Annotated in this window: 18 protein-coding genes; 9 read left to right on the forward strand and 9 right to left on the reverse strand. The window is 60.3% G+C overall.

All coding sequences use genetic code 11. From position 1 onward, the window contains the following. From WMQ00_RS00960 to WMQ00_RS00970, 3 genes are read right to left on the reverse strand one after another with little or no spacing between them, the layout of a single operon-like run. Positions 1 to 942, reverse strand: coding sequence for an ABC transporter permease (locus tag WMQ00_RS00960; protein ID WP_023027820.1), 942 nt, complete (start codon positions 940 to 942; stop codon positions 1 to 3). Further along, on the reverse strand, positions 939 to 2,483 hold the full coding sequence (locus WMQ00_RS00965; protein WP_248099731.1) for a sugar ABC transporter ATP-binding protein: 1,545 nt from the start codon (positions 2,481 to 2,483) through the stop codon (positions 939 to 941). The genes WMQ00_RS00960 and WMQ00_RS00965 overlap by 4 nt, the downstream gene beginning before the upstream one ends. After that, positions 2,480 to 3,469 carry a LacI family DNA-binding transcriptional regulator gene (locus WMQ00_RS00970; RefSeq protein WP_200288146.1) on the reverse strand — a complete coding sequence of 330 codons (990 nt, stop codon included), beginning with the start codon at positions 3,467 to 3,469 and terminating at the stop codon, positions 2,480 to 2,482. The genes WMQ00_RS00965 and WMQ00_RS00970 overlap by 4 nt, the downstream gene beginning before the upstream one ends. 133 nt (positions 3,470 to 3,602) lie before the next feature. Between WMQ00_RS00970 and WMQ00_RS00975 the strand changes: the two genes are divergently transcribed. The 6 genes from WMQ00_RS00975 (at position 3,603) to galK (ending at position 9,346) form a co-directional block, all read left to right on the forward strand. Beyond that, on the forward strand, positions 3,603 to 4,046 hold the full coding sequence (locus tag WMQ00_RS00975) for a YdcF family protein (RefSeq protein ID WP_198010445.1): 444 nt from the start codon (positions 3,603 to 3,605) through the stop codon (positions 4,044 to 4,046). Positions 4,047 to 4,246: 200 nt separating this feature from the next. Then, a complete protein-coding gene (locus WMQ00_RS00980; RefSeq protein ID WP_200288144.1) occupies positions 4,247 to 5,146 on the forward strand; it encodes an aldose 1-epimerase family protein in 900 nt (299 codons plus the stop codon). An 11-nt stretch (positions 5,147 to 5,157) separates the two neighbouring features. After that, positions 5,158 to 6,807 (forward strand): sodium:solute symporter family protein, encoded by a 1,650-nt coding sequence (locus tag WMQ00_RS00985; RefSeq protein WP_200288142.1) that lies wholly within the window; start codon positions 5,158 to 5,160, stop codon positions 6,805 to 6,807. Between the two features lie 10 nt (positions 6,808 to 6,817). Further along, entirely contained in the window at positions 6,818 to 7,060 is a 243-nt protein-coding gene (locus WMQ00_RS00990) for a hypothetical protein (RefSeq protein ID WP_023020723.1), read from the forward strand. Then, a complete protein-coding gene (gene galT / locus WMQ00_RS00995; RefSeq protein ID WP_340440583.1) occupies positions 7,060 to 8,154 on the forward strand; it encodes a galactose-1-phosphate uridylyltransferase in 1,095 nt (364 codons plus the stop codon). Before WMQ00_RS00990 ends, galT begins: the two co-directional genes overlap by 1 nt. Then, on the forward strand, positions 8,147 to 9,346 hold the full coding sequence (galK, locus tag WMQ00_RS01000; protein WP_023020725.1) for a galactokinase: 1,200 nt from the start codon (positions 8,147 to 8,149) through the stop codon (positions 9,344 to 9,346). The genes galT and galK overlap by 8 nt, the downstream gene beginning before the upstream one ends. 160 nt (positions 9,347 to 9,506) lie before the next feature. On the opposite strand, the gene WMQ00_RS01005 is transcribed toward galK, so the two are convergent. Beyond that, positions 9,507 to 10,550: an RNase H family protein gene (locus WMQ00_RS01005; RefSeq protein WP_200288139.1), complete on the reverse strand. Its 1,044-nt coding sequence runs from the start codon at positions 10,548 to 10,550 to the stop codon at positions 9,507 to 9,509. A 252-nt stretch (positions 10,551 to 10,802) separates the two neighbouring features. On the opposite strand from WMQ00_RS01005, the gene WMQ00_RS01010 reads away from it, so the two are divergent. The 3 genes from WMQ00_RS01010 to WMQ00_RS01020 all read left to right on the forward strand — a co-directional run bounded on the left by WMQ00_RS01010 (position 10,803) and on the right by WMQ00_RS01020 (position 13,826). Then, the gene (locus WMQ00_RS01010) at positions 10,803 to 11,705 is read left to right on the forward strand and encodes an endonuclease domain-containing protein (RefSeq protein ID WP_239208629.1); all 903 of its coding nucleotides are present in this window, start codon (positions 10,803 to 10,805) and stop codon (positions 11,703 to 11,705) included. 187 nt (positions 11,706 to 11,892) lie between these two features. Beyond that, entirely contained in the window at positions 11,893 to 13,056 is a 1,164-nt protein-coding gene (locus WMQ00_RS01015) for an NRAMP family divalent metal transporter (RefSeq protein WP_034656254.1), read from the forward strand. Beyond that, the gene (locus WMQ00_RS01020) at positions 13,047 to 13,826 is read left to right on the forward strand and encodes a putative hydro-lyase (RefSeq protein ID WP_445293057.1); all 780 of its coding nucleotides are present in this window, start codon (positions 13,047 to 13,049) and stop codon (positions 13,824 to 13,826) included. Before WMQ00_RS01015 ends, WMQ00_RS01020 begins: the two co-directional genes overlap by 10 nt. Here WMQ00_RS01020 and WMQ00_RS01025 read toward each other — a convergent pair. From WMQ00_RS01025 to WMQ00_RS01045, 5 genes are all read right to left on the reverse strand, one after another. Continuing rightward, positions 13,823 to 14,443, reverse strand: coding sequence for a GntR family transcriptional regulator (locus WMQ00_RS01025; protein ID WP_340440585.1), 621 nt, complete (start codon positions 14,441 to 14,443; stop codon positions 13,823 to 13,825). The two genes, WMQ00_RS01020 and WMQ00_RS01025, sit on opposite strands and share 4 nt — an antisense overlap. Before the next feature lie 67 nt (positions 14,444 to 14,510). After that, positions 14,511 to 16,292, reverse strand: a complete 1,782-nt coding sequence (locus WMQ00_RS01030) for an acetyl/propionyl/methylcrotonyl-CoA carboxylase subunit alpha (protein ID WP_239208631.1) — start codon at positions 16,290 to 16,292, stop codon at positions 14,511 to 14,513. Then, positions 16,282 to 17,856, reverse strand: a complete 1,575-nt coding sequence (locus tag WMQ00_RS01035) for a 5-oxoprolinase subunit B/C family protein (RefSeq protein ID WP_284835949.1) — start codon at positions 17,854 to 17,856, stop codon at positions 16,282 to 16,284. The genes WMQ00_RS01030 and WMQ00_RS01035 overlap by 11 nt, the downstream gene beginning before the upstream one ends. Further along, entirely contained in the window at positions 17,856 to 18,617 is a 762-nt protein-coding gene (locus WMQ00_RS01040; RefSeq protein WP_340440586.1) for a LamB/YcsF family protein, read from the reverse strand. The genes WMQ00_RS01035 and WMQ00_RS01040 overlap by 1 nt, the downstream gene beginning before the upstream one ends. Before the next feature lie 210 nt (positions 18,618 to 18,827). Further along, the gene (locus WMQ00_RS01045; RefSeq protein WP_284835951.1) at positions 18,828 to 19,391 is read right to left on the reverse strand and encodes a CAP domain-containing protein; all 564 of its coding nucleotides are present in this window, start codon (positions 19,389 to 19,391) and stop codon (positions 18,828 to 18,830) included. Positions 19,392 to 19,760: the final 369 nt, after the last annotated feature.

Here is a 19,760-nt window from a genome sequence, read left to right on the forward strand (position 1 = left end):
TTAGCTGGCCGTCTTATTACGGATAACGTCGAAGCCGACGGCCAGCGCAATGACCAAACCAATGACGATCTGCTGCCAGAACGAGGAGACATTGAGCAGATTCAGACCGTTGCGGATAACGGCCAAAAGGATTGCGCCGACCAGCGTGCCGGTGGCCTTGCCCTGGCCGCCGGAGAGCGAGGCGCCGCCGATGACGACGGCCGCGATGGCATCCAATTCATAGCCGGTGCCGGCCTGAGGTTGCGCAGATTCGAGGCGGCCTGCCATGACCATGCCGGCCCAGGCGGCAAAGAAACCGGAGAGTGCGAAGACGGCGATCTGGATGCGCTTGACCGGCAGGCCCGAGAGACGGGCGGCCTCGAGGTTGCCGCCGATGGCGTACATGGAACGGCCGAGTACCGTGCGCTCTAGGATGAACCAGCACATGAGCCCGGCGATGACCATCATGATGATTGGAACTGGAAAGCCCGCGATATCGCCGCCAAAGGCGTTGACGGCTGGGGCGGTTTCAATGGGCGAGCCTTGGGAGATGACCAGGGTAAGTCCGCGGGCGATGGACATCATGGCCAGCGTTGCGATGAAGGACGGAATCTTGCCCCACGCGGTGGCCATGCCGCAGATGGCGCCGGCCAGCGCTCCTACGATAAGGCCGATGAGCAACGTGAGCCAGCCAGGTAGACCAGCGGTGGAGAACATATAGGCCGAGACCATGGCACCGAGCGCGGCGACCGAACCCACCGAAAGGTCGATGCCAGCGGTGACGATGACAAAGGTCATTCCGAAGGCCAAGATCGCCACCGTGGCGGCCTGGATGCCGATATTGAGCAGGTTCGCCACGGTAAGGAAGTACGGGGTAGCGATAAAAAGCGCGATGCACAGGGCAATGAGGCCAACGAGAGCGCCATTATTCATGGCCCAGTTAACTACTCTATTTTTGGTCATGCTTCATCCTTGGGGTCAGTTCCGGCAGGTGCGGCAGCAGCGGCGGAAGTAGCGGAGGTCACATTGGATACGGCGAAGGCCATGACCTCGTCTTGGGTGGAGTCCTTGGGGAGTTGGCCGGCGAGTTGACCACCGGACATGACGAGGATGCGATCGGACATGCCGAGCACCTCGGGTAAATCGGAGGAGGCCATGAGCACGGCGCCACCGGCTGCGGTGACCTCATTAATAATGTTATAGATCTCCACCTTGGCGCCGACGTCGACGCCGCGGGTGGGCTCATCGAGCAGGAGGACTTTGGAGCCGGCGAGCACCCAGCGGCCGAAGACGGCCTTTTGTTGGTTGCCACCGGATAAGTTCCGGATGGGCTGCGAGAGATCGGCCATGCGGATGCGCAGTTTTTCCGCTACCGCACCGGCGCGGCGGCGTTGGCCGCTGCGGTCTGCAAGCCCTGCCTTGGCAGTGGGGTAGAGGGTAGCAAACCCCAGGTTATCGCCCACGGAGGCGTCAAGGACGAGCGCCTGGGACTTGCGGTCTTCCGGGATATGGCCCACGCCGGCGCGGATGGCCGCACGTATATCGCCTCTGCGCAGCTGCGTGCCGCCAACGCGGATGGAGCCGGAATCGTAAGGATCGGCGCCTGCGATGGCGCGAATGAGCTCGGTACGGCCAGCACCCACGAGTCCGGCTAGGCCGACGACTTCGCCGGCATGGACGGAGAAGGTGACGTCGTGAAAGGCGCCGTCGGAAGTCAGCTCGGAGACTTCTAGTAGGGCCTCGCCGTGTTCAGGGGGAACCTTGCGCGGGTATTGATTTTCAATCTCGCGGCCGACCATGAGCCGGACCAGCTCGTCTTCGTCCGTATCGGCAGGGACTTCGGCAATGAAAGAACCATCGCGCAGCACGCTAGTGGTCTCTGCAATTCGCGCTAGTTCCTCCAAGTGATGGCTGATAAAAATCATGGCCACGCCCTTGGCCTTGAGCTCCTCAAGCACGGCAAAGAGGGCATCGACCTCCTTACCGGTGAGCGCGGCCGTGGGCTCATCCAGGATAAGAATTCGTGCGTTCATGGACAGCGCCTTGGCGATTTCTACGAGCTGCTGCTTGGCGACGCCGAGCTCACCCACCGGCATATCCAGGTCCACGTCCAAGCCGATGAGATGCAGCGCGGCTTGGGCCTGTGCCTTGAGGTGTTTGTGCTTGACCAACCCGAAGCGGCGCGGGGTGCGCCCGAGCATGATGTTCTCGGCCACCGACATGGTGGGAACGAGGTTGAGCTCTTGGTGGATGGTGGCGATGCCCAGCGCCTCGGAGGCCTTGGTGTCGGGGATTTTAACCTCTGCGCCATCCACCACAATGCGGCCGGAATCTGGTTGGTGGACACCGGCAATCATCTTGATGAGCGTGGATTTTCCGGCGCCGTTTTCACCCAGCAAGGCTTGGACCTGACCCCGGCGGACGGTGAGATCCACGCCTTTAATGACTTCTACCTGGCCAAAGGATTTGGTTACGCTTTCTAAGCGCAATACGTGGTCACTCATGGCGTGGCCTCATCGAGGTGGTGGGCGGTGGACATGCGTGGGATGTAGCGGGTGTCTAGCACTTCGCCTTCTGGCTGGCGCTTTTCGTTAATAGCCGCGATGAGCTTAGCCGTGGCGGTCTCGCCCATCCGTGCAACATCCTGGTCCACTACCGAGATGGGAGAGGGCTGAAAGCGCAGGTAGATAAAATCATCGAAGCCGACAAGTGCGATTTCTTCTCCGATGCGCTTGCCCGCATTATGGCAGGCCTCGAGTGCGCCGGCAGTCATCATGGAATCGCCGGCAATAAGCGCGGTGACGCCCTCCTGCAGGAGCGCGATGGCTCCCTTATAACCTTCGCGGTGGCGGTAGCTGCCGTGGTGGATGTGGGTAGGCATCCCGCGCGTGGCGGCCTTAAATGCTTCGAGTCGCTGCCGGCCGGTGGAGGTTTCCTGCGGGCCGGACAGGTAGCCGATATGCGTGTGCCCCTTCTCCTTGAGCTGTTCCACGGCCTGTTCGATTCCCTTGTGTGGATCTGATAGCACTGCGGGAATCTGGCCCAGGGTCCGGTCAATGAGCACCAGTGGCCGGTAGGTGCGCGCCTGCTCGAGTGCTTCTTCGGCGCCTTCGAGCGGCACGGCGATAATGCCGTCTACCTGGCGTTCCATGAGGGCATCGAGCGCCTTGACTAGCCGCTGTGGTTCCTCGCCGCAACTGGTAATCATTGTGGCTAGACCCTGTTTATCGGCGGCCTCTTCAACGGCTGCCGCCATTGCGGCGAAATAGGCATTATCCAGGCTGGGGATGACTAGACCGATGGCATTCGACCGGGAGCTACGCAAGGCGCGGGCCTGGGCGTTGGGCCTATAGTTCAGCTTGATGGCCGTGTCCTTGACACGTTGGCGCGTGGATTCAGAGATAGCAGGGTTGCCCGAGAGTGAGCGGGACGCGGTAGAAATGGATACTCCAGCAGCAGCGGCCACGTCTTTAAGGGTGGTTCCGGCCATGCTGACCTCCTTGGGTTTTAAGGCGTATGAGCCATCGTCTGGCCCTACGGGGTGCAATCGATTGCATGCTCGAGTTAAACCTAAGGCCTTTTCTATCTTTCTGTCAAGGTGTGGCGAGTCTATGCTGGTATCCATGTCTGACCCGCTCCTCGTGTTGGGTTCCCGCGTAACCCACGGCTATCCCGGCGCTATGTTGCGTTCGCGTCTGGATAAAGCGCTGGCCCTTTATCATGGCCAGCAGATTATTGTCTCTGGTCGCGGCGAGGCAGGTCCGATGGCCACTTATCTTATTGAGCGCGGCGTACCTGCTGAGCGAGTAGTGGTGGAGCCAGACGCCACGAGTACCAATGAGAACCTGGAAAATGCACACCGCTTGGCCCCGCACGCCGTTTTGCAGGTGGTGACCAATGATTTTCATGTCCTGCGCACAACGCTGTGGGCCCGGCACCTAGGTATTGCTGTGCGCGTGCATCCCGCGCGCACCCCGTGGCGGTTAATGCCGCGTAACTATCTGCGTGAAGTTCTAGCTACCCCGCACTCCGCAGCGCGAATAGCGTGGCGGCGGGTGTGTAGATAGCACTGCTGCTTAGTTGGGGGGCTGTTGAGTCCCTTCCAGGTGTCCTCAACCCCCGAAAGAGGTTAACTGCAGGTTAACTCCATGGCGGTGAGCTGGTGAAACGGTAGATATACGCTCCTTATTATGCAAACGATTGACCGGCGCTTTGCCGTGCTCCTAGGCTAAATCCAACGAAAGTTATAGCCAGAAAGGTCTTTGTTATGACCAGTGGAGGAGCGGCTGGCTCTGACGCTGAATACCCCAGCGTCGCCATTTCTCATGGCGATTACGCGGCCGAGATTGCTCTGTTCGGCGGTGCAATCAAGGCGCTGACCTATCGCGGTGCGCCTTTGGTGGAAAGCTACGACGGTAAACCACCGCTCATGGCCGGGGTGGTGCTGGCGCCGTGGCCCAATCGCACCGAAGATGGCTGGTTTGAATGGCAGGGGAGCGCCCACCAGCTAGAAATTACGGAGCCGGAGCGCAATAACGCCATCCACGGCTTCGCGGTGGACTGGTGGCGGGTAAAAGAACGCACAGAAAGCCGAGTGATCCTCGCTTTTGACATTGAGCCGCGGCACGGTTGGCCATGGGCCATTCAGCTGGAGGCTACCTATGCTCTCGATGAGCAAGGATTGCACCACCAGCTCACCGCCCGCACCGCGGACCCCGGCGAGGTTCCTTTCGCCTATGGGCTCCACCTCTACCTCTCCCCTCAGGGAGCTGGGGCGGAGGAAGCGGTGCTGAGCGTGGACGTCGGCAAGCGCCACGTGCTAGACGCGCGCAACCTGCCCACGGGTAAGACGGAGCAGGTGCGCATTGTCAACCAAACCATCGCCGAGGTGGATTGGGACGATTGCTTCCACGGTGAAGGGCCGCTGACGGCCATATATACAGCCGGTGGAAAAGGCGTGCGGCTGGAGATGGGCGAGGGCCTGAATTGGGTGCAGATGTTTACCCCGGCCGACTTCCCGCGGGAACAAGGCCCAGGCAAGGCGCTTGCGGTAGAGCCCATGAGCGCGCCGCCGAATGCGCTGCGTAGCGGGGAAGACCTCGCGCGCTTGAGTGCTCAAAATTCGCAGACTTATACGCTGCTGCTGGCAGCAGAAAATAATAACTAGAAAGGTCAGCCATGGAGACTGCTGAATCCGTATTGAGGCTCGATGCCTCTTGGGTGGATTACTTATTGGTAGCCATCTACTTCCTCTTCGTTCTAGGTATCGGCTGGGCCGCCAAGGCCAGGGTGTCTAGTTCCATCGACTTCTTCCTCTCCGGTCGAGGATTGCCCGCCTGGGTGACCGGACTGGCCTTCGTCTCGGCCAACCTAGGCGCGGTAGAAATCATCGGTATGTCCGCCAATGGTGTGGAGTATGGCTTCCAAACCATGCACTACTTCTGGATCGGTGCCATCCCCGCCATGGTCTTTTTGGGCATTGTGATGATGCCGTTCTACTACGGCTCCAAGGTCCGCTCGGTGCCGGAATTTATGCGCAAACGTTTTGGCAATGCCGCGCACTTGGTCAACGCGATTTCCTTTGCCGTAGCCCAGCTGCTCATTGCAGGTGTGAACCTGTACCTGCTGGCCACCATCGTAGAGGCCCTATTGGGCTGGCAGATGTGGGTATCGCTCTTGGTCGCCGGGTTTATTGTGCTGTCCTATATCACCTTGGGGGGCCTTTCGGCCGCCATCTATAACGAGGTGCTGCAGTTCTTCGTTATCATCGCCGCGCTTGCCCCACTAACCATTATTGGGTTGAACCGCGTGGGCGGCTGGAGCGGGTTAAAAGACGCCGTGGCCAATGACTCTCACTTCCACACCTGGCCGGGCACGGACATCTCCGGCTTCGAAAACCCGGTGTGGTCTGTCATCGGCATCGTCCTAGGCCTAGGCTTCGTGCTCTCCTTCGGCTACTGGACCACCAACTTCGTAGAAGTCCAGCGCGCCATGGCCTCGGATTCTATTTCCGCGGCCCGCAAGACCCCGATTATCGGTGCCTTCCCCAAGATGTTCGTACCTTTCCTGGTGGTTATTCCGGGCATGGTTGCTTCCGTGTCCGTGGCTGACTTGATGGAGGAGCGCGCCGAGCCGAACGACGCCATCCTGCTGCTCATGCGCGACCTGCTACCCAATGGCCTATTGGGTGTGGCAATTGCCGGTCTCTTGGCGTCGTTCATGGCCGGCATGGCGGCAAATATCTCGGCTTTTAATACCGTCATTTCCTATGACATCTGGCAGACCTACGTGGTCAAGGACCGCGAGGATGACTACTACTTGAAGTTCGGCCGCATCGCTACGGTTATCGCCACCGCTATTGCCATCTTCACCGCGCTTTTGGCACAGAACTTTGGCAATATCATGGACTACCTGCAGACCCTGTTTGGCTTCTTTAATGCGCCGCTCTTTGCCACCTTCATCTTGGGTATGTTCTGGAAGCGCATGACCCCGCACGCTGGTTGGTCCGGACTGGTGGCCGGTACTGGTTCCGCCATCGTTTTCTGGTACGTCGCTTCTTTCACGGACATGATTAATCTTCCAGGCCAGGGCACCGCCTTCGTCGCGGCCGGCGTGGCCTTCGCCGTGGATATCGTGGTCTCCATCGTGGTTACCTTGTTTACCCAGCCCAAGCCGGATGCCGAGCTGGTCGGCTTCGTTTCCTCCGTAACCCCCAAGGACCACTTTGAGGACTACACCGAAAAGTCCTTGCCGTGGTACCAACAGACCGTCCCGCTGGGCATTATCTGCCTAGTTATGGCCGTAGCACTCAACGTCATCTTTGCCTAAGGAGCCCAACATGTCTGAGAAAAAGCGCGCGGGCGCATTCGACCTGCGCAACGTCATCGCCGCACTCCTCGGCCTCTACGGCCTCATCTTGCTCGGCTGCTATTTCTTCCTTGACCCAGGCATTAACCCAGATACCGGGCAGGCCAAAAACGTCAGCGATAACCTATGGGCAAGCCTTGCTTTGCTGGCCGTGGCCGCCGCCTTTGTGCTGTGGGCACGCCTGAAGCCCATCACCATCCCAGGAGAAGACTAATGGTTGAGATTACCTCCGCCACGCTTGCCGACGGCCGCGAAATCCTCTACTTCGACGACCAACCCCACCCTGATCGCGTGCTCGTTGATTCCCGCGATATCCCTACCGTCGCCCCTGCTTCTGAGATGCGCCGGGATCCCCTGACAGGAGACTGGGTGGCCTTTGCCGCCCACCGTATGAACCGAACCTTCCTGCCACCGGCCAATGAGAACCCGCTAGCGCCCACGCGCGAAGGCCAGCTGCCCACGGAGATCCCCAGCCCTAGCTATGACGTGGTGGTCTTTGAAAACCGCTTCCCGTCTTTTGCTACCGCGGCCGACATCGAGCACCCCGAGGAGGATAACCTGCTTGGCATGGTGCCGCGCCTTCCTGCGCGCGCCCGCTGTGAGGTGGTCTGTTTTACCGAGGATCCCGCCCTTTCTTTTAAGGATTTGCCCGAATCCCGCATTCGCACCGTTATTGAGGCTTGGGCTCACCGCACCGCCGCGTTGTCCCAGATTGACGGTGTGCAGCAGGTTTTCCCCTTCGAAAACCGTGGTGAAGAAATCGGCGTGACCCTCCAGCACCCGCACGGCCAGATTTATTCCTATCCATTCCTCTCGCCGCGCCTGCGCTCCATCGTGGATTCCGCCCGAGCCTACGACGGTGACCTTTTTCAGGATCTCCTCGATCGTGAGCGCGCCGCCGGCACCCGCATCATTGCTGAGACCGAGCACTTCACCGTCTTCGTCCCCGCCGCCGCCAAATGGCCGTTGGAAGCTATGGTCTTGCCCAATGAACACATCTCTGACTTCGCCGCGCTTAGCGACGCCCAACGTGCCGACCTCGCGCCCTTGCTTAAGAAGCTGTACTCCGCGGTGGATCGCTTCTTTGATGGCGTGGACAAGACCCCCTATATCGCCGGCTGGACCCAGGCACCGGTGGACAAGGCACTGCGCCCAGGCATCCGCATGCACCTGCAGCTCTTTTCGCTTATGCGATCGCCCGGCCGCATGAAGTACCTCGCCGGCTCCGAGTCTTCGCAGGCGGTGTGGATTAATGACACCACCCCGGAGCGCATTGCCGCCCGGTTCAAGGAGATCTGGGATGCTTAACTGGATTGAGACCCGTACCGATGAGGAGCTCGCTGCCGCTGCGCGCGCCCTCTTCGCCTCTGCCTTCCCGGATTCGCCCGAGCCCGCCGGCGTGTGGGCCGCTCCCGGCCGCGTGAACCTCATCGGCGAGCATATCGATTACGCTGGCGGCGCCTCCATTCCTTTTGCGCTGGAGCAAAATACCGCCGTTGCTGTCGCGCCTCGCAGCGATGGGCTTATCCGCATAGCTTCCGAGTTCGACGGCTCCATCGCCCATGCAGAGCTTCCGCTTGCCGATGTTCGTCCGGGCCACCCCGCCGATTGGTCCGGCTACGTTGCTGGCACCGTGTGGGCCGCTACCGCGGCGGGCACGCTGTCATGCACGGGCCTTGATATCACTATTGTCTCCGACGTCCCCGTCGGCTCTGGCCTGTCTAGCTCTGCCGCCCTCGAGTGCTCCACGGCCGTGGCCGCGTATGAGCTCGCGCACGGGCATTCTCCCGATGACGCTGCCCGCAGCCAGCTGGCGCAAGCCTGCATTCGCGCCGAAAACGAGGTGGTCGGCGCCTCTACCGGTGGATTGGACCAAAACGCCAGTCTCTTTGGCCAGCGCGGCAAGGCCCTCTTTTTGGACTTTTCCACTGGCGCCGTCGAGCGCGTGCCTTTCAATATCGAGGCCCAAGACATGGTGCTGCTCATCGCGGACACCAATGCCCCGCACACGCTTTCCGACGGCCAATACGCCTCCCGCCGCGGCATCATCGACGCCGTCCAATCTGCCGCCGGTTGCTCCATCCGCGAGATCTCGAATGCCGTGGACTTTGCCGCCACCGTCAATCCCGCCGAGGCGGAACTCTATCGCCGCCGCGTGCACCACGTGGTGGAAGAAACCAACCGGACCCTAGATGCCGCTACCGCGCTGGCATCTTCCGATCTAGATACATTCCGGCGTCTTATGCGCGAGAGCCACATCTCTCTGCGCGACCTTTATGAGGTCACCACTCCGGAGCTCGACTCCGCTTTTACCGCGGCCGGCGAGCTGGGCGCTCGCATGACCGGTGGTGGTTTCGGCGGCGCGGTTATCGCGCTCATCCCGCACTCCTCCGTCGAGTCCACCGCCCAAGCCATTTATGATGCTGCGGTTTCGCGCGGCTTTCCGGAACCTACCTTCTTGGTTGCGCGTCCGGGTGAAGGCGCCAGGCGCTTGGTCTGACTCCGCGGCCCGGCTCGGCTTAGCCGCGACCCTCCCAGCGCGCCTCTTGTCGTTGGGTCCATACTGATCAGGCTGATCTGAAGGCCGGGCCGCCTCAGATCGGCCTTAATTCCCTCAATTCGGCTTGATCAGATCAGCCCCAAAGCCCTAAGCGTTCGGGTCACAACGCCAAGAGAGCTTTCTGGATCCCCTCGCGCAGAGTCTCGCGAGACTGCTTCATCGGATGCGCAATCGCGCGCAACCCCATGTACGCAATCTGGTCGGCCGCCCGATTCAGCGGATCACCCGCATGCCCAAGTACACGGCGAATGTCGACCTCGCATTGGCCTTGGATATCGCCCCAAGCTTGCTGGAATCGGGACCGCGCACCCGAAGACACCCCTCGCCACGTGCGCCCCGGCCGCGATGCTTTAGAGCCGCGCTTATGCACAATCTGCTCGACCGCCTCCAAAGCGGCTACGGAATCGGACTCAATAACCGCCTTGCGCGCACCCACCTTGAGCAGGTATTTCAGCGCGAGCGTCAGTGCTTCGAGCTCGAGCTCATCCGTGCTCGCCTTGGTTTCTCGAGTTCGTAACCGGTAGTCGCCGTTGCCCGCAACGAAGCACATCGACCCCTTGAATACGGTATCCGAGGAAGCGTCGGTGGCTATGCGAACCACGTCGCCCTTGGACCATGAGGAGGCGCGCGAGAAGTTCGGCCACCAGTGTGCTTTCGGCGTCTCTACCTGTGTCGCTTGCTTCTTTTTCGGTGCCTCACCCATCTTGCGCGCCTTCCGTGCAGTAAGGCCGGCTTGTTTTCGGCGCACGGAGCTCGCGCTCTTCGAAGCCCTATTTTCTTCCGCAAAGCTTCCCGTCACCGTGAAACCGTCTGCCGTGAGTGCCGCTCGCAACGCATTCTGCCTGCGACCAGTGACAATCCACACCCGTCCGTCGAGTCCCTTGAGTGCGCGTTTGACCTCCCGTACGGCGATATCGACGATATCGCCCTTCTTAGTCTGGCCGCGGCGCACAAAACGCGTCTGCTTAGTATTGACCGCGATGACCCAGCCTTCGATGGTGCCGTTGGGGGCGGAATCCCAACGCTCGTCCCAGAGCGCGACCGCAACATGGATTGGTGCCGAGACCATGTCCGAGGTGATCTTGCGGGTACCGTAGGTGCGCGATTGCGTACCGGTAAGTTCTGAGAGCTCGATGGGTTCCATTATCTCTAGTAAAGCACGGTTAACCGCGCTGCTGAATTATCCCCGCACACCACCGCATTGAACTACTTCCCCTTAGGTCGAATGTGATCGAGCCGATCTGAGCACAACCCGCCCTCAACTCAGCCTCAACGCTCTCAATTCGGCCCGATTACCTTGGACCTAAAGTTCCGCCTCTCACTGAAGGTTCTCGGAAGTTCACCTTCCTGAGCCCCATAACGCGTGCTCCGCCCCTCCAGCAGTGAAGATGAAACCATGATTACAGATCACTTCATCAACCTTCGTTACGCCGGAGCCGAAAGTCCGCACCACTTAGCCCTCCAGTGCGGTGAGCTCACCCAGATAGCGCCCTGGGTCGCCGTTCCCACGGCCACCTGGAGGCAATGGGTGCGCCATAAACAACAATTCGCCAAAGTAGTCGCTGCCGGGTGGAGCACCCACCGCGCCGTCCTCATCAGTAAATCGGCCGCGCGGCTGTGGGGAATGTGGGTAATTTCCAGGAAAGGGGAGGAGGTGGAGTTAGCGGTGCCTTCGGGAAGCGTTCCCCCACGCAGGCTCACCGCGAAGGGCTATCGGTACCGCCGGGTAAAGTCCCTCCAGGAATCCACGGTGACGGTAGCAGGTGTGCGCACCACGCATCCCGCCCGCACCTGCCTCGAAATCGCCCGGCTACACGGCTTCCCAGATGGCCTGGTAGCTACCGATTCTGCTCTCAGGCAACACGGCGTCACCACCTATGACTTGCGCGAAGAACTGGCAAGAATGCAGCGCACTAGGGGACAAGCAGCCATGCGTAAGGTTATCGAGCACGCGTATGGCGGATCGGAATCGCCCTATGAGTCCTATCTGCGAGCCCTCATTATCGAGCGTTTCCCGCAGGTGAAAATTGAGCCGCAGAAACCGCTGCTCGGGAACTATCGGGCGGATCTCTGTCTCGATGGCTGGCTGGTGGTCGAGGTCGATGGCGATGCCAAATATGACGGTACCTACGGCAAGGAGCCCGTCCACGTGGTCAAGCAGCAGATAAAAAGGCAGCGAGCGCTAGAAAACCGCGGATACGTGGTGCTGCGCTTTGGTTCCAGCGAGGTGAAAGCGTCGGACGAGGCATTGCGGATAATCGCTAGCCACTTGGGAAAACGCGGCAGGAAAGTAGCCTAGATCACCCCCGCGCCACCCCACAAAGCATAAAGTTGTTGAACAAAAGGCATAGCAACCCTTAAGATGATGCGCATCACAAATTTAATGCGACCTGCATCACGAAAGGTAAAATCTAGTGAGTGCTGAGACATCACACGCCACTCCGGCGCGGGCGGAGGATAAGACCCCGCCAAAGGGCCTCGGCGCCATGGCCGGTGCCATGTTCCTCATGGCCACCTCCGCCATCGGTCCGGGATTTTTGACCCAGACCTCGGTCTTTACCGTGCAGATGGGGGCTTCTTTCGCGTTTGCGATTATGCTGTCCATCCTCGTTGACATTGCCATCCAGCTCAATGTGTGGCGAGTGCTGTGTGTAAGCGGCATGCGCGCAAATACCTTGGGCAATACAGTACTTCCTGGCTTGGGCTGGGTTCTTGCCGTATTCGTCTTTATCGGCGGCGCGGTCTTCAATATTGGCAATATCGCCGGTTCGGGCCTCGGTATCAACGCGATGCTGGGCATCGATGCGCGCATCGGCGGCGTCATCGCCGCAGCTATCGCCGTCTTTATCTTCCTCTCCCGCAAAGCCGGCATGGCACTTGACCGCCTTGTTGCCGTCCTCGGTGCGGTCATGATCCTGCTCATGCTCTACGTCGCGGTGGTCAGCCAACCACCGGTGGGCGAGGCACTAAAGAATACCGTCGCGCCAGGCGAGATTGACTTCTTCGTCATTACCACCATCATCGGTGGCACCGTGGGCGGCTATATCACTTTTGCCGGCGCGCACCGACTCATTGATTCTGGCCACACCGGCGTGGAAAACGTCAAGAACATTACCTATACCTCGGTCAGCGGCATCGTGGTAACCGGCATCATGCGCATGCTCCTCTTCTTGGCGGTGCTCGGCGTGGTAGCCACTGGGGTGGCGCTTTCCGATGACAACACCGCGGCCGATGCGTTCTACCATGCCGCTGGCGAGTTCGGCCTGCGTGCCTTCGGCGTAGTCCTCTTCGCTGCCGGTTTGTCCTCCGTTATCGGTGCGGCCTATACCTCGGTGTCCTTTGTGACCTCCCAGGAGACCTCGACGCGCACCCGTAATATCCTCACCATCGTCTTCATTGTGGTGTGCACGGTGGTCTTCGTGGCCATTAACTCCGCTCCGCAGAAGCTGCTCATCTTCGCTGGTGCCATCAACGGCCTTATCCTGCCCATTGGCTTTGCCCTCGTGATGTGGGTGGCCTGGCGCCGCCGCGACCTTTTGCATGGTTATAAGTACCCCAAGTGGCTTCTGGTCATTGGCGCCTTGGCGTGGGTGCTGACCATCTTTATTGGTTTCAAGGCCTTTTCCGGCATCACCGAACTATGGGCTTAATGCGGACCCCGGAGCAGGTGCGCGAGTATGCGCGCACCCATGAAATGGCCACCACCGCTGGCCATGCCCGTGGCTTTATGCAGGCTAATCTGCTGGCGGTGCCGCAGGAATACGCCTTCGATTTCTTGCTTTTTGCCCAGCGCAACCCCAAGCCGTGCCCAATTGTGGGCGTGCTAGAGGCGGGGCAGTACACCTCCGAGCTACTTCCAGGTGGAGATATCCGCACCGATATCCCCGCCTACCGCGTCTTTGAAAACGGTGAGCACAGTGCCACGCTTGGCGACGCCACCTCGTACTACACCCCAGACATGGTCAGCTTCCTTATCGGCTGCTCCTTTACCTTTGAAACTGCCCTGCAGGATAACGGCATAGAGGTCGCGCACATTGCCCAGCAGCGCAATGTGCCGATGTTCAAGACCTCGATTCCTACCACCCCGACCGGGGTCTTTTCCGGGCCCATGGTGGTGTCTATGCGGCCTATCCCGGCCGCGCAGGTCTCCGATGCCGTGCGCATTACCTCCCGCTACCCTTCGGTTCACGGCGCCCCAGTGCACGTAGGTGACCCAGCGGCCATCGGCATTGCGGATCTCTCGTGTCCAGACTTTGGCGAGCCGGTAGAAGTACCAGACGGCTGCCTACCGGTCTTTTGGGCCTGTGGAGTCACCCCACAAGCCATCGTGATGGAATCCAAGCCGCGCCTGGCTATCACGCACGCGCCGGGGCAAATGTTAGTGACAAATGCCCGCGATCAAGATTTTCTCATTCCTTAATCCTCGAGCACGGCGAGGATCTTGCCGCACGTATTCATGAGGCTGTCATGCGTAAGCGTGGCAGCCTCATCCCGTTTTCCATCTGCGATGAGCGTGGCCAGGTTGATATTTCCTTGAATATGGTCCGCATGTAGTTGCGGGTAGCGCGGGATGGCCAAGAGGAAGGTAAGCCGCATGCGGGCGAGTAGATTATCCATCTGTTCATTTAGGGTGGGGGAGCCGAGCGCGGCCACCAGCGTGCGGTGGAAGCGCTGATTGATGGCGGAGACTTCCTGGTGCTCGCCGCGCGCCGCGTAGTCGAAGGCAGAGGAAGTGAGGGTGACGAGTGAGGGGGCGTCGGCAAAAGCGCCCCAACGCACCGCCGCCGGTTCGATGGCTGCGCGGGCGGCGAAGAGATCACGGATATAGTCTGCATCTGGCATTGCGAGGAAGACACCCCGGTTGGGGATGCGCTCGACAATGCGCTCCGCGGCGAGCCTCGTGAAGGACTCACGCAGGGTATTGCGCGAGCAGTTGAAGCGTTCGGCTGCCTTGACCTCGCTGAGGCGCTCGCCGGGCTGGAATTCGCCTGCGGAAATGGCTTCGCGCAACGCGGAGGCGACAGACTGGGAAAGCATGCTCACAACTGTACTAAAAAGTTGTGCACCTCACATTGAATATGAGGTGTACAACCCTACACGAGCATTAATCGATGGTCGCAATAACCTTCGAGGAATCCAGACGGTCTCCCTCAGCAGCCAAGAGCTTGATGGTGCCGCCGCGCGGCGCCTTAATAGCAGATTCCATCTTCATGGCCTCTACGGTGGCGATGGCATCGCCTTCGGCTACGGTATCGCCGTCCGCGACGTTCCACGCCACAAGGTTGGCCTCGAATGGGGAGGTGACTGCGTTGTCATCGGTGGACTGCGCACCAGCCGAAGATGGTGCCGTGGATGCAGAGCCGCCGGCCGAGGCGGCGCCCGGTGCGGCAAGGAAATCTACTGGAACGCCAACGTTGACCAGCTTGCCATCGATCTCCACGGCAACATTGCGACGCTGGGTGTAGATGGCTTCGACCTTTTCCACCTGGTTGGCGGCAGATGGGCGGTAGTTGTGGTCAACCCAGTCAGTAAAGACACCAATCTCGGAAGCCCCCGCGGCAGCGGCATCCTCTGCCGGAGCAGCGGTACCGATGAGCGCGGGCTCATCCATCATGTCGCGGTGGAACGGCAGCACGGTGCGCACGCCGGTGACGGTGAATTCGCGCAGGGCAAAGCGGGCGCGGGCCAAGGCGATCTCGCGGGTCGGGCCCCATACCACCAGCTTGGCAATCAGCGAATCATAGTAGGGCGGGATGATGGAGCCAGAGCGTACCGCGGAATCAACGCGGATGCCCGGGCCGGTCGGCGGCTCGAAGGAGACAATGGTGCCAGGGCACGGAGCGAAGCCATTGAGGATGTCTTCGGCGTTGATGCGGAACTCAAAAGCATGGCCGTGGGATTGTGGATCCTCATCGAAGGACAGCGGCTCGCCGGCCGCGATGCGGAATTGCTCAGCGATGATATCGGTGCCGGTGACTACCTCAGTAACGGGGTGCTCGACCTGGACTCGGGTATTGACCTCGAGGAAGGAAATGGTGCCGTCCTCGGAAACGATGTATTCCACGGTGCCGGCACCGACATAGCCCACCTTGGCGCAAATGGAGCGGGCGCCTTCGATGATGCCGTTGCGTTGGGCGTCGGAAAGCGCGGGTGCTGGGGCTTCCTCAATGAGCTTTTGGAAGCGGCGCTGGGTGGAGCAATCGCGGGTGCCGAGCACGCGCACATTGCCGTGGGTATCGGCCAATACCTGGGCTTCGACGTGGCGCGGGTGGGTGAGGAACTTCTCCACATAGCACTCGGCGCGGCCGAAAGCCTCCATGGCCTCGCGGCCGGCGGAGTTGAACGCGCCCTCGATTTCTTCCATATTGTCCACGACCTTCAAGCCGCGTCCGCCGCCACCATAAGCGGCCTTGATGGCAATGGGCAGACCGTGCTCTTCGGCAAAAGTGCGGGCTTCTTGCCAATCATCGATGGGATCAGAAGTACCCGGCGCCAGTGGCGCGCCGACCTCTTCGGCCACGCGGCGGGCAGCAATCTTGTCACCGAGTAACTCAATATGCTCGGGCGAAGGGCCAATCCAAATCATTCCGGCTTCAGTCACCGTGCGGGCAAAGTCGGCGTTTTCGGACAAAAAGCCATAGCCTGGGTGAATAGCATCAGCGCCGGCACGCACCGCGATATCAAGCAGCGCGGGTACGTTCATGTAGGTATCGGCAGCCGTATTGCCCGGCAGCGCATAAGCTTCATCTGCTACCTGGGTATGCAAAGCACCCGCATCTGCTTCGGAGTAAATGGCGATGGACTTAATGCCTAGGTCGCGGGCGACGCGGGCGATACGCACGGCAATCTCGCCGCGGTTAGCAATGAGGACGGTTTTAATCTGCATTTTTATCTCCAGTGTTCAAGGCTTGAGGTGCTACGAGTTCAAAGTTCACGCGTGCGCCGGGTGGCAGCTGCGCGGCAATATCGATATCTTCTTCCAACACAGTGGCAATGACGGGGTAACCGCCGGTCACAGCGTGATCGCGCAGGAAGACTACGGGTTTGCCATTCGGTGGGATTTGGATGGAGCCGGCGACCATGCCCTCAGACGGAAGCTCGCCGTCTTTAACGCGCTCAATTGGCTCATCGCCATCGAGGCGCAGGCCCACGCGGTTGGAATCTGAGGTGACGGTCCACTCGGTATCCAGGAAGGCGGAGACATTATCGCCAAACCAGTCATCGCGGGGACCGAGCACGCAGCGCAAGGTAGCGCGAGTTTTGCCATCGGAGCTTTCGCGCACGCGCAGTGGGTTGGAAAGCTGGGCATCGGTCATGCCGGTAGAGCGCGGCAGCACGCCGATGACATCGCCGGTGGTGACCGGGTCCGGGCCAAGGCCAGAAAGGACGTCGGTGGCCGCGGAGCCGAGCTCGGACTCGGCGATGATGCCGCCGCGAATAGCCACGTAATTGCGCATGCCTACCGTTGCGGGGTCTACGGTGACGGTTTGCCCAGCCGTGACCAGCACGGGGCGGGCGAGGTGAACCGGCATCTCACCGAGGCGTACACGGGCGGTCGCGCCGGTGACGCAAATGACGGTATCGGTGAGCGCGTGGAGCTTGATTCCGCCGATATTTTCCAGCACCGTTGCCCCGCGCGGGTTGCCCACGGCCACATTGGCGGTAGCGGCGGCGGCGCGGTCCGCGGCGCCCGATGGGGTCACACCAAGGTCGCCCACGCCGGGGCGCCCCAAGTCTTGGTAGAGGGTGAGTAGGCCGGCATCGATAACTTCCATGCGCGGCAAGCGGGCAGGGGCGCGTTTCGAGCGGGCAGAGTGATCAACAAGCTCCGGCAGCTTATCCACGCTGCGGTAGCGCACGCGGTCACCCGGCTGTACCAAGGCTGGTGGGTTCGCATTGGAATCCCACATCGGCGTATTGGTAGTGCCCAGCAGCTGCCAGCCGCCTGGGGAGACGCGCGGGTACACCGCAGAAAACTCACCCGCGATACCCACAGCACCGGCCGGCACCGCGGTACGGGGATTGGAGCGGCGCGGCACCGCGCGGGCCTGGGACGGATCTGAAGGTGCGCAGTAGGTAAATCCCGGGGCAAAGCCACCAAAGGCCGCGGTCCACTCGGTGGAGGTATGCCAACTAATGAGTGCCTCGCGCGAAAGACCCAGCAGGTCCGCGGCCTCGTCGACATCCTCGCCGTCATAGAGCACATCGATTTCTACCGTGCGGGCCTCCGCAGCAGTCGCGGCGGCGGGGGAGAAGTCCTGCAGGAATTCGGCCGCATCACGCGCCGAATCCGGTGCTTCAAACGTCAGCAGTAGGGTGGTGGCGGCCGCGATGCAGTCCACCTGATTCTTCAATGGCTTGGCAGAAAGCGCCGCGTGCCAATCCATCACCTGGTTTAATCCATCCAGGTCAATGAGCAGCGCGCGCGTGCCCACAAAATTAATGTGCATTAGATAAAGCTCCGAATCTCGATGCCTTCTTCCCGCAGGCGCTCCACCACGCCGCGCAGCAGCTTCACCGCGCCGGGCGAATCGCCGTGGGTGCATACGGATTGCGCATCCACCTCTAACTTCGTGCCATCCACGGCCGTAATCGACCCGGTTTGTGCTACCTCCAGTACTCGCTGTACCACCTCATCGGCGCTACCCAGCACCGCATTGGATTCCTTGCGTGAGACGAGCGTGCCATCGGGGTTGTAATTGCGGTCCGCAAAAGCCTCTCGGATGACGGTGAGCCCGCTCTGCTTGGCGACGTCCACTGCTACGCCCCCAGGCAGCAACATTACCGGCAAGTCATCAAAGGCCTTGATGCCCTTGATGACGCCCTCTGCCTGTGCCTTATCCTTCACGATCGCGTTATACATCGCACCGTGTGGCTTTACGTAGGAGACCTTGGTGCCATTGGCGCGAGCCAAAGCATCAAGTGCACCGATTTGATAAGTCACCTCATCGGCGAGTTCGTTCGGGTTGTAATCAATAAAGCGGCGACCGAAGCCTGCGGCGTCGTTATAACCCACGTGCGCGCCTACGGTCACGCCGGCCTCTGCGGCTGCCTTCAGTGTGCCAGCAATAGAGTGTGGGTCACCCGCATGGAACCCGGTGGCCACGTTTGCTGAGGACACCATCTCCAGCATCGCCGCGTCATCTGCGACCGGGTTGCCCGCAGTGGTTTCTCCCAAATCCGCATTGAGATCGATATGGAGCGAGGACATTCAACACCGTCCTTAAGATTGTTGAACAATTCGAATGTCATTAAGTGTAACCCTCGCCACTGACATTTGTGAAGGCGGTTACTTTTCATTTACCCGCGTGCGCACCCCCACCCATATACGGGAACCGCCCCGTCTCAGAGAAGGAAGCCGAGACGGGGCGGCATAGCTCGCTAGAGTCCAAGAGTCCCTAGGCTCTAGCTTTATAAACCTTTAGCGGCCGTAGTTCTGGACGGCGTAGAGCTTGCCTTCAGCGTTGATGGCAACGCCAACGCCGATGGTCTTGGCGCGTGGGTCCAGCATGATCTTGCGGTGGCCTGGGGACTCGTACCAGAGCTTTACTAGCTGCGCATCGGAGTAGTCGCTCCATGCCTGCAGCACGTTCTCACCGCCGGCCGGGATATTGGCCGGGTAGTAATTCCAGTGCTGCGGGCGGTGGCTGAGCTTATCGGCGCGAACCAGCTGATTGGCCCAATCCTGGGCTAGACCATTGAGCGCACCGTTGGCGCGAACCGGGCGCAAGCCGTGTGCCTTGCGGTGGTCGTTGGTGTAGTTGATGATGTTCTGGACGCGGCTGGAAGCTGGAGCGACCGGTTTTGCAGCGGCACCCGGAGCAACGGGAAGATTGGCGGAAGGTACCGGAAGGTTCACGCCACCGAAGCTGCTCAAGGAGCTCGATGCCTCTGCAGGAGCTACGCCAACGCCGAGGGCGACGGCTGCCGCAAGTGTAGGAGCGACGAACTTCTTGGCGCAGGAGTGAACTTTGGGGGTAAACATAAGCGGTGCCTTTCTGCTGGAACCTAGCGGGTATCACAAGGGTGGGAATCGCGGGGTGTTCACGGCGAATTTCCGTTCCTCTTCACTTAAAATTTAATCAATTACCACAGGGTAAAAGCCAACTGGCCAGCAATTATTAGGATTCCTAAAGATGATTTGCCGGAAAACTAATTACTTCTTAGTTATTTCTCGATTTGAGCTAGGAACCCCCTAAAATCCCTCAGTGACGGCGTTGAACGCCTCGCCCCATGGGGGTAATTTTCAATCCATATCTCAGGTTCCCGGTGAAATGAGGTTGATTTAAGGTATGTGGGCCTAGTTTTAAGCCAGCCACCGGCGAAACTGGCCAGTTTCTTGCTAGAGCCTATG

This window comes from Corynebacterium sp. KPL2825, assembly GCF_037908445.1.
In the GTDB taxonomy this organism is placed as follows: domain Bacteria; phylum Actinomycetota; class Actinomycetes; order Mycobacteriales; family Mycobacteriaceae; genus Corynebacterium; species Corynebacterium kefirresidentii.

Bases quoted from the DNA above. Each gene is read 5' to 3' on its own strand.
- WMQ00_RS01005 (WP_200288139.1), bottom strand. From the start codon at position 10,550: ATGGAACCCATCGAGCTCTCAGAACTTACCGGTACGCAATCGCGCACC.
- WMQ00_RS00960 (WP_023027820.1), bottom strand. From the start codon at position 942: ATGACCAAAAATAGAGTAGTTAACTGGGCCATGAATAATGGCGCTCTC.
- WMQ00_RS01010 (WP_239208629.1), top strand. From the start codon at position 10,803: ATGATTACAGATCACTTCATCAACCTTCGTTACGCCGGAGCCGAAAGT.
- WMQ00_RS01040 (WP_340440586.1), bottom strand. From the start codon at position 18,617: ATGTCCTCGCTCCATATCGATCTCAATGCGGATTTGGGAGAAACCACT.
- WMQ00_RS01035 (WP_284835949.1), bottom strand. From the start codon at position 17,856: ATGCACATTAATTTTGTGGGCACGCGCGCGCTGCTCATTGACCTGGAT.
- WMQ00_RS00990 (WP_023020723.1), top strand. From the start codon at position 6,818: ATGTCTGAGAAAAAGCGCGCGGGCGCATTCGACCTGCGCAACGTCATC.
- WMQ00_RS01025 (WP_340440585.1), bottom strand. From the start codon at position 14,443: ATGCTTTCCCAGTCTGTCGCCTCCGCGTTGCGCGAAGCCATTTCCGCA.
- WMQ00_RS00985 (WP_200288142.1), top strand. From the start codon at position 5,158: ATGGAGACTGCTGAATCCGTATTGAGGCTCGATGCCTCTTGGGTGGAT.
- WMQ00_RS01020 (WP_445293057.1), top strand. From the start codon at position 13,047: ATGGGCTTAATGCGGACCCCGGAGCAGGTGCGCGAGTATGCGCGCACC.
- WMQ00_RS00965 (WP_248099731.1), bottom strand. From the start codon at position 2,483: ATGAGTGACCACGTATTGCGCTTAGAAAGCGTAACCAAATCCTTTGGC.
- galT (WP_340440583.1), top strand. From the start codon at position 7,060: ATGGTTGAGATTACCTCCGCCACGCTTGCCGACGGCCGCGAAATCCTC.
- WMQ00_RS00980 (WP_200288144.1), top strand. From the start codon at position 4,247: ATGACCAGTGGAGGAGCGGCTGGCTCTGACGCTGAATACCCCAGCGTC.
- WMQ00_RS01015 (WP_034656254.1), top strand. From the start codon at position 11,893: ATGGCCGGTGCCATGTTCCTCATGGCCACCTCCGCCATCGGTCCGGGA.
- galK (WP_023020725.1), top strand. From the start codon at position 8,147: ATGCTTAACTGGATTGAGACCCGTACCGATGAGGAGCTCGCTGCCGCT.
- WMQ00_RS00975 (WP_198010445.1), top strand. From the start codon at position 3,603: ATGTCTGACCCGCTCCTCGTGTTGGGTTCCCGCGTAACCCACGGCTAT.
- WMQ00_RS01045 (WP_284835951.1), bottom strand. From the start codon at position 19,391: ATGTTTACCCCCAAAGTTCACTCCTGCGCCAAGAAGTTCGTCGCTCCT.
- WMQ00_RS01030 (WP_239208631.1), bottom strand. From the start codon at position 16,292: ATGCAGATTAAAACCGTCCTCATTGCTAACCGCGGCGAGATTGCCGTG.
- WMQ00_RS00970 (WP_200288146.1), bottom strand. From the start codon at position 3,469: ATGGCCGGAACCACCCTTAAAGACGTGGCCGCTGCTGCTGGAGTATCC.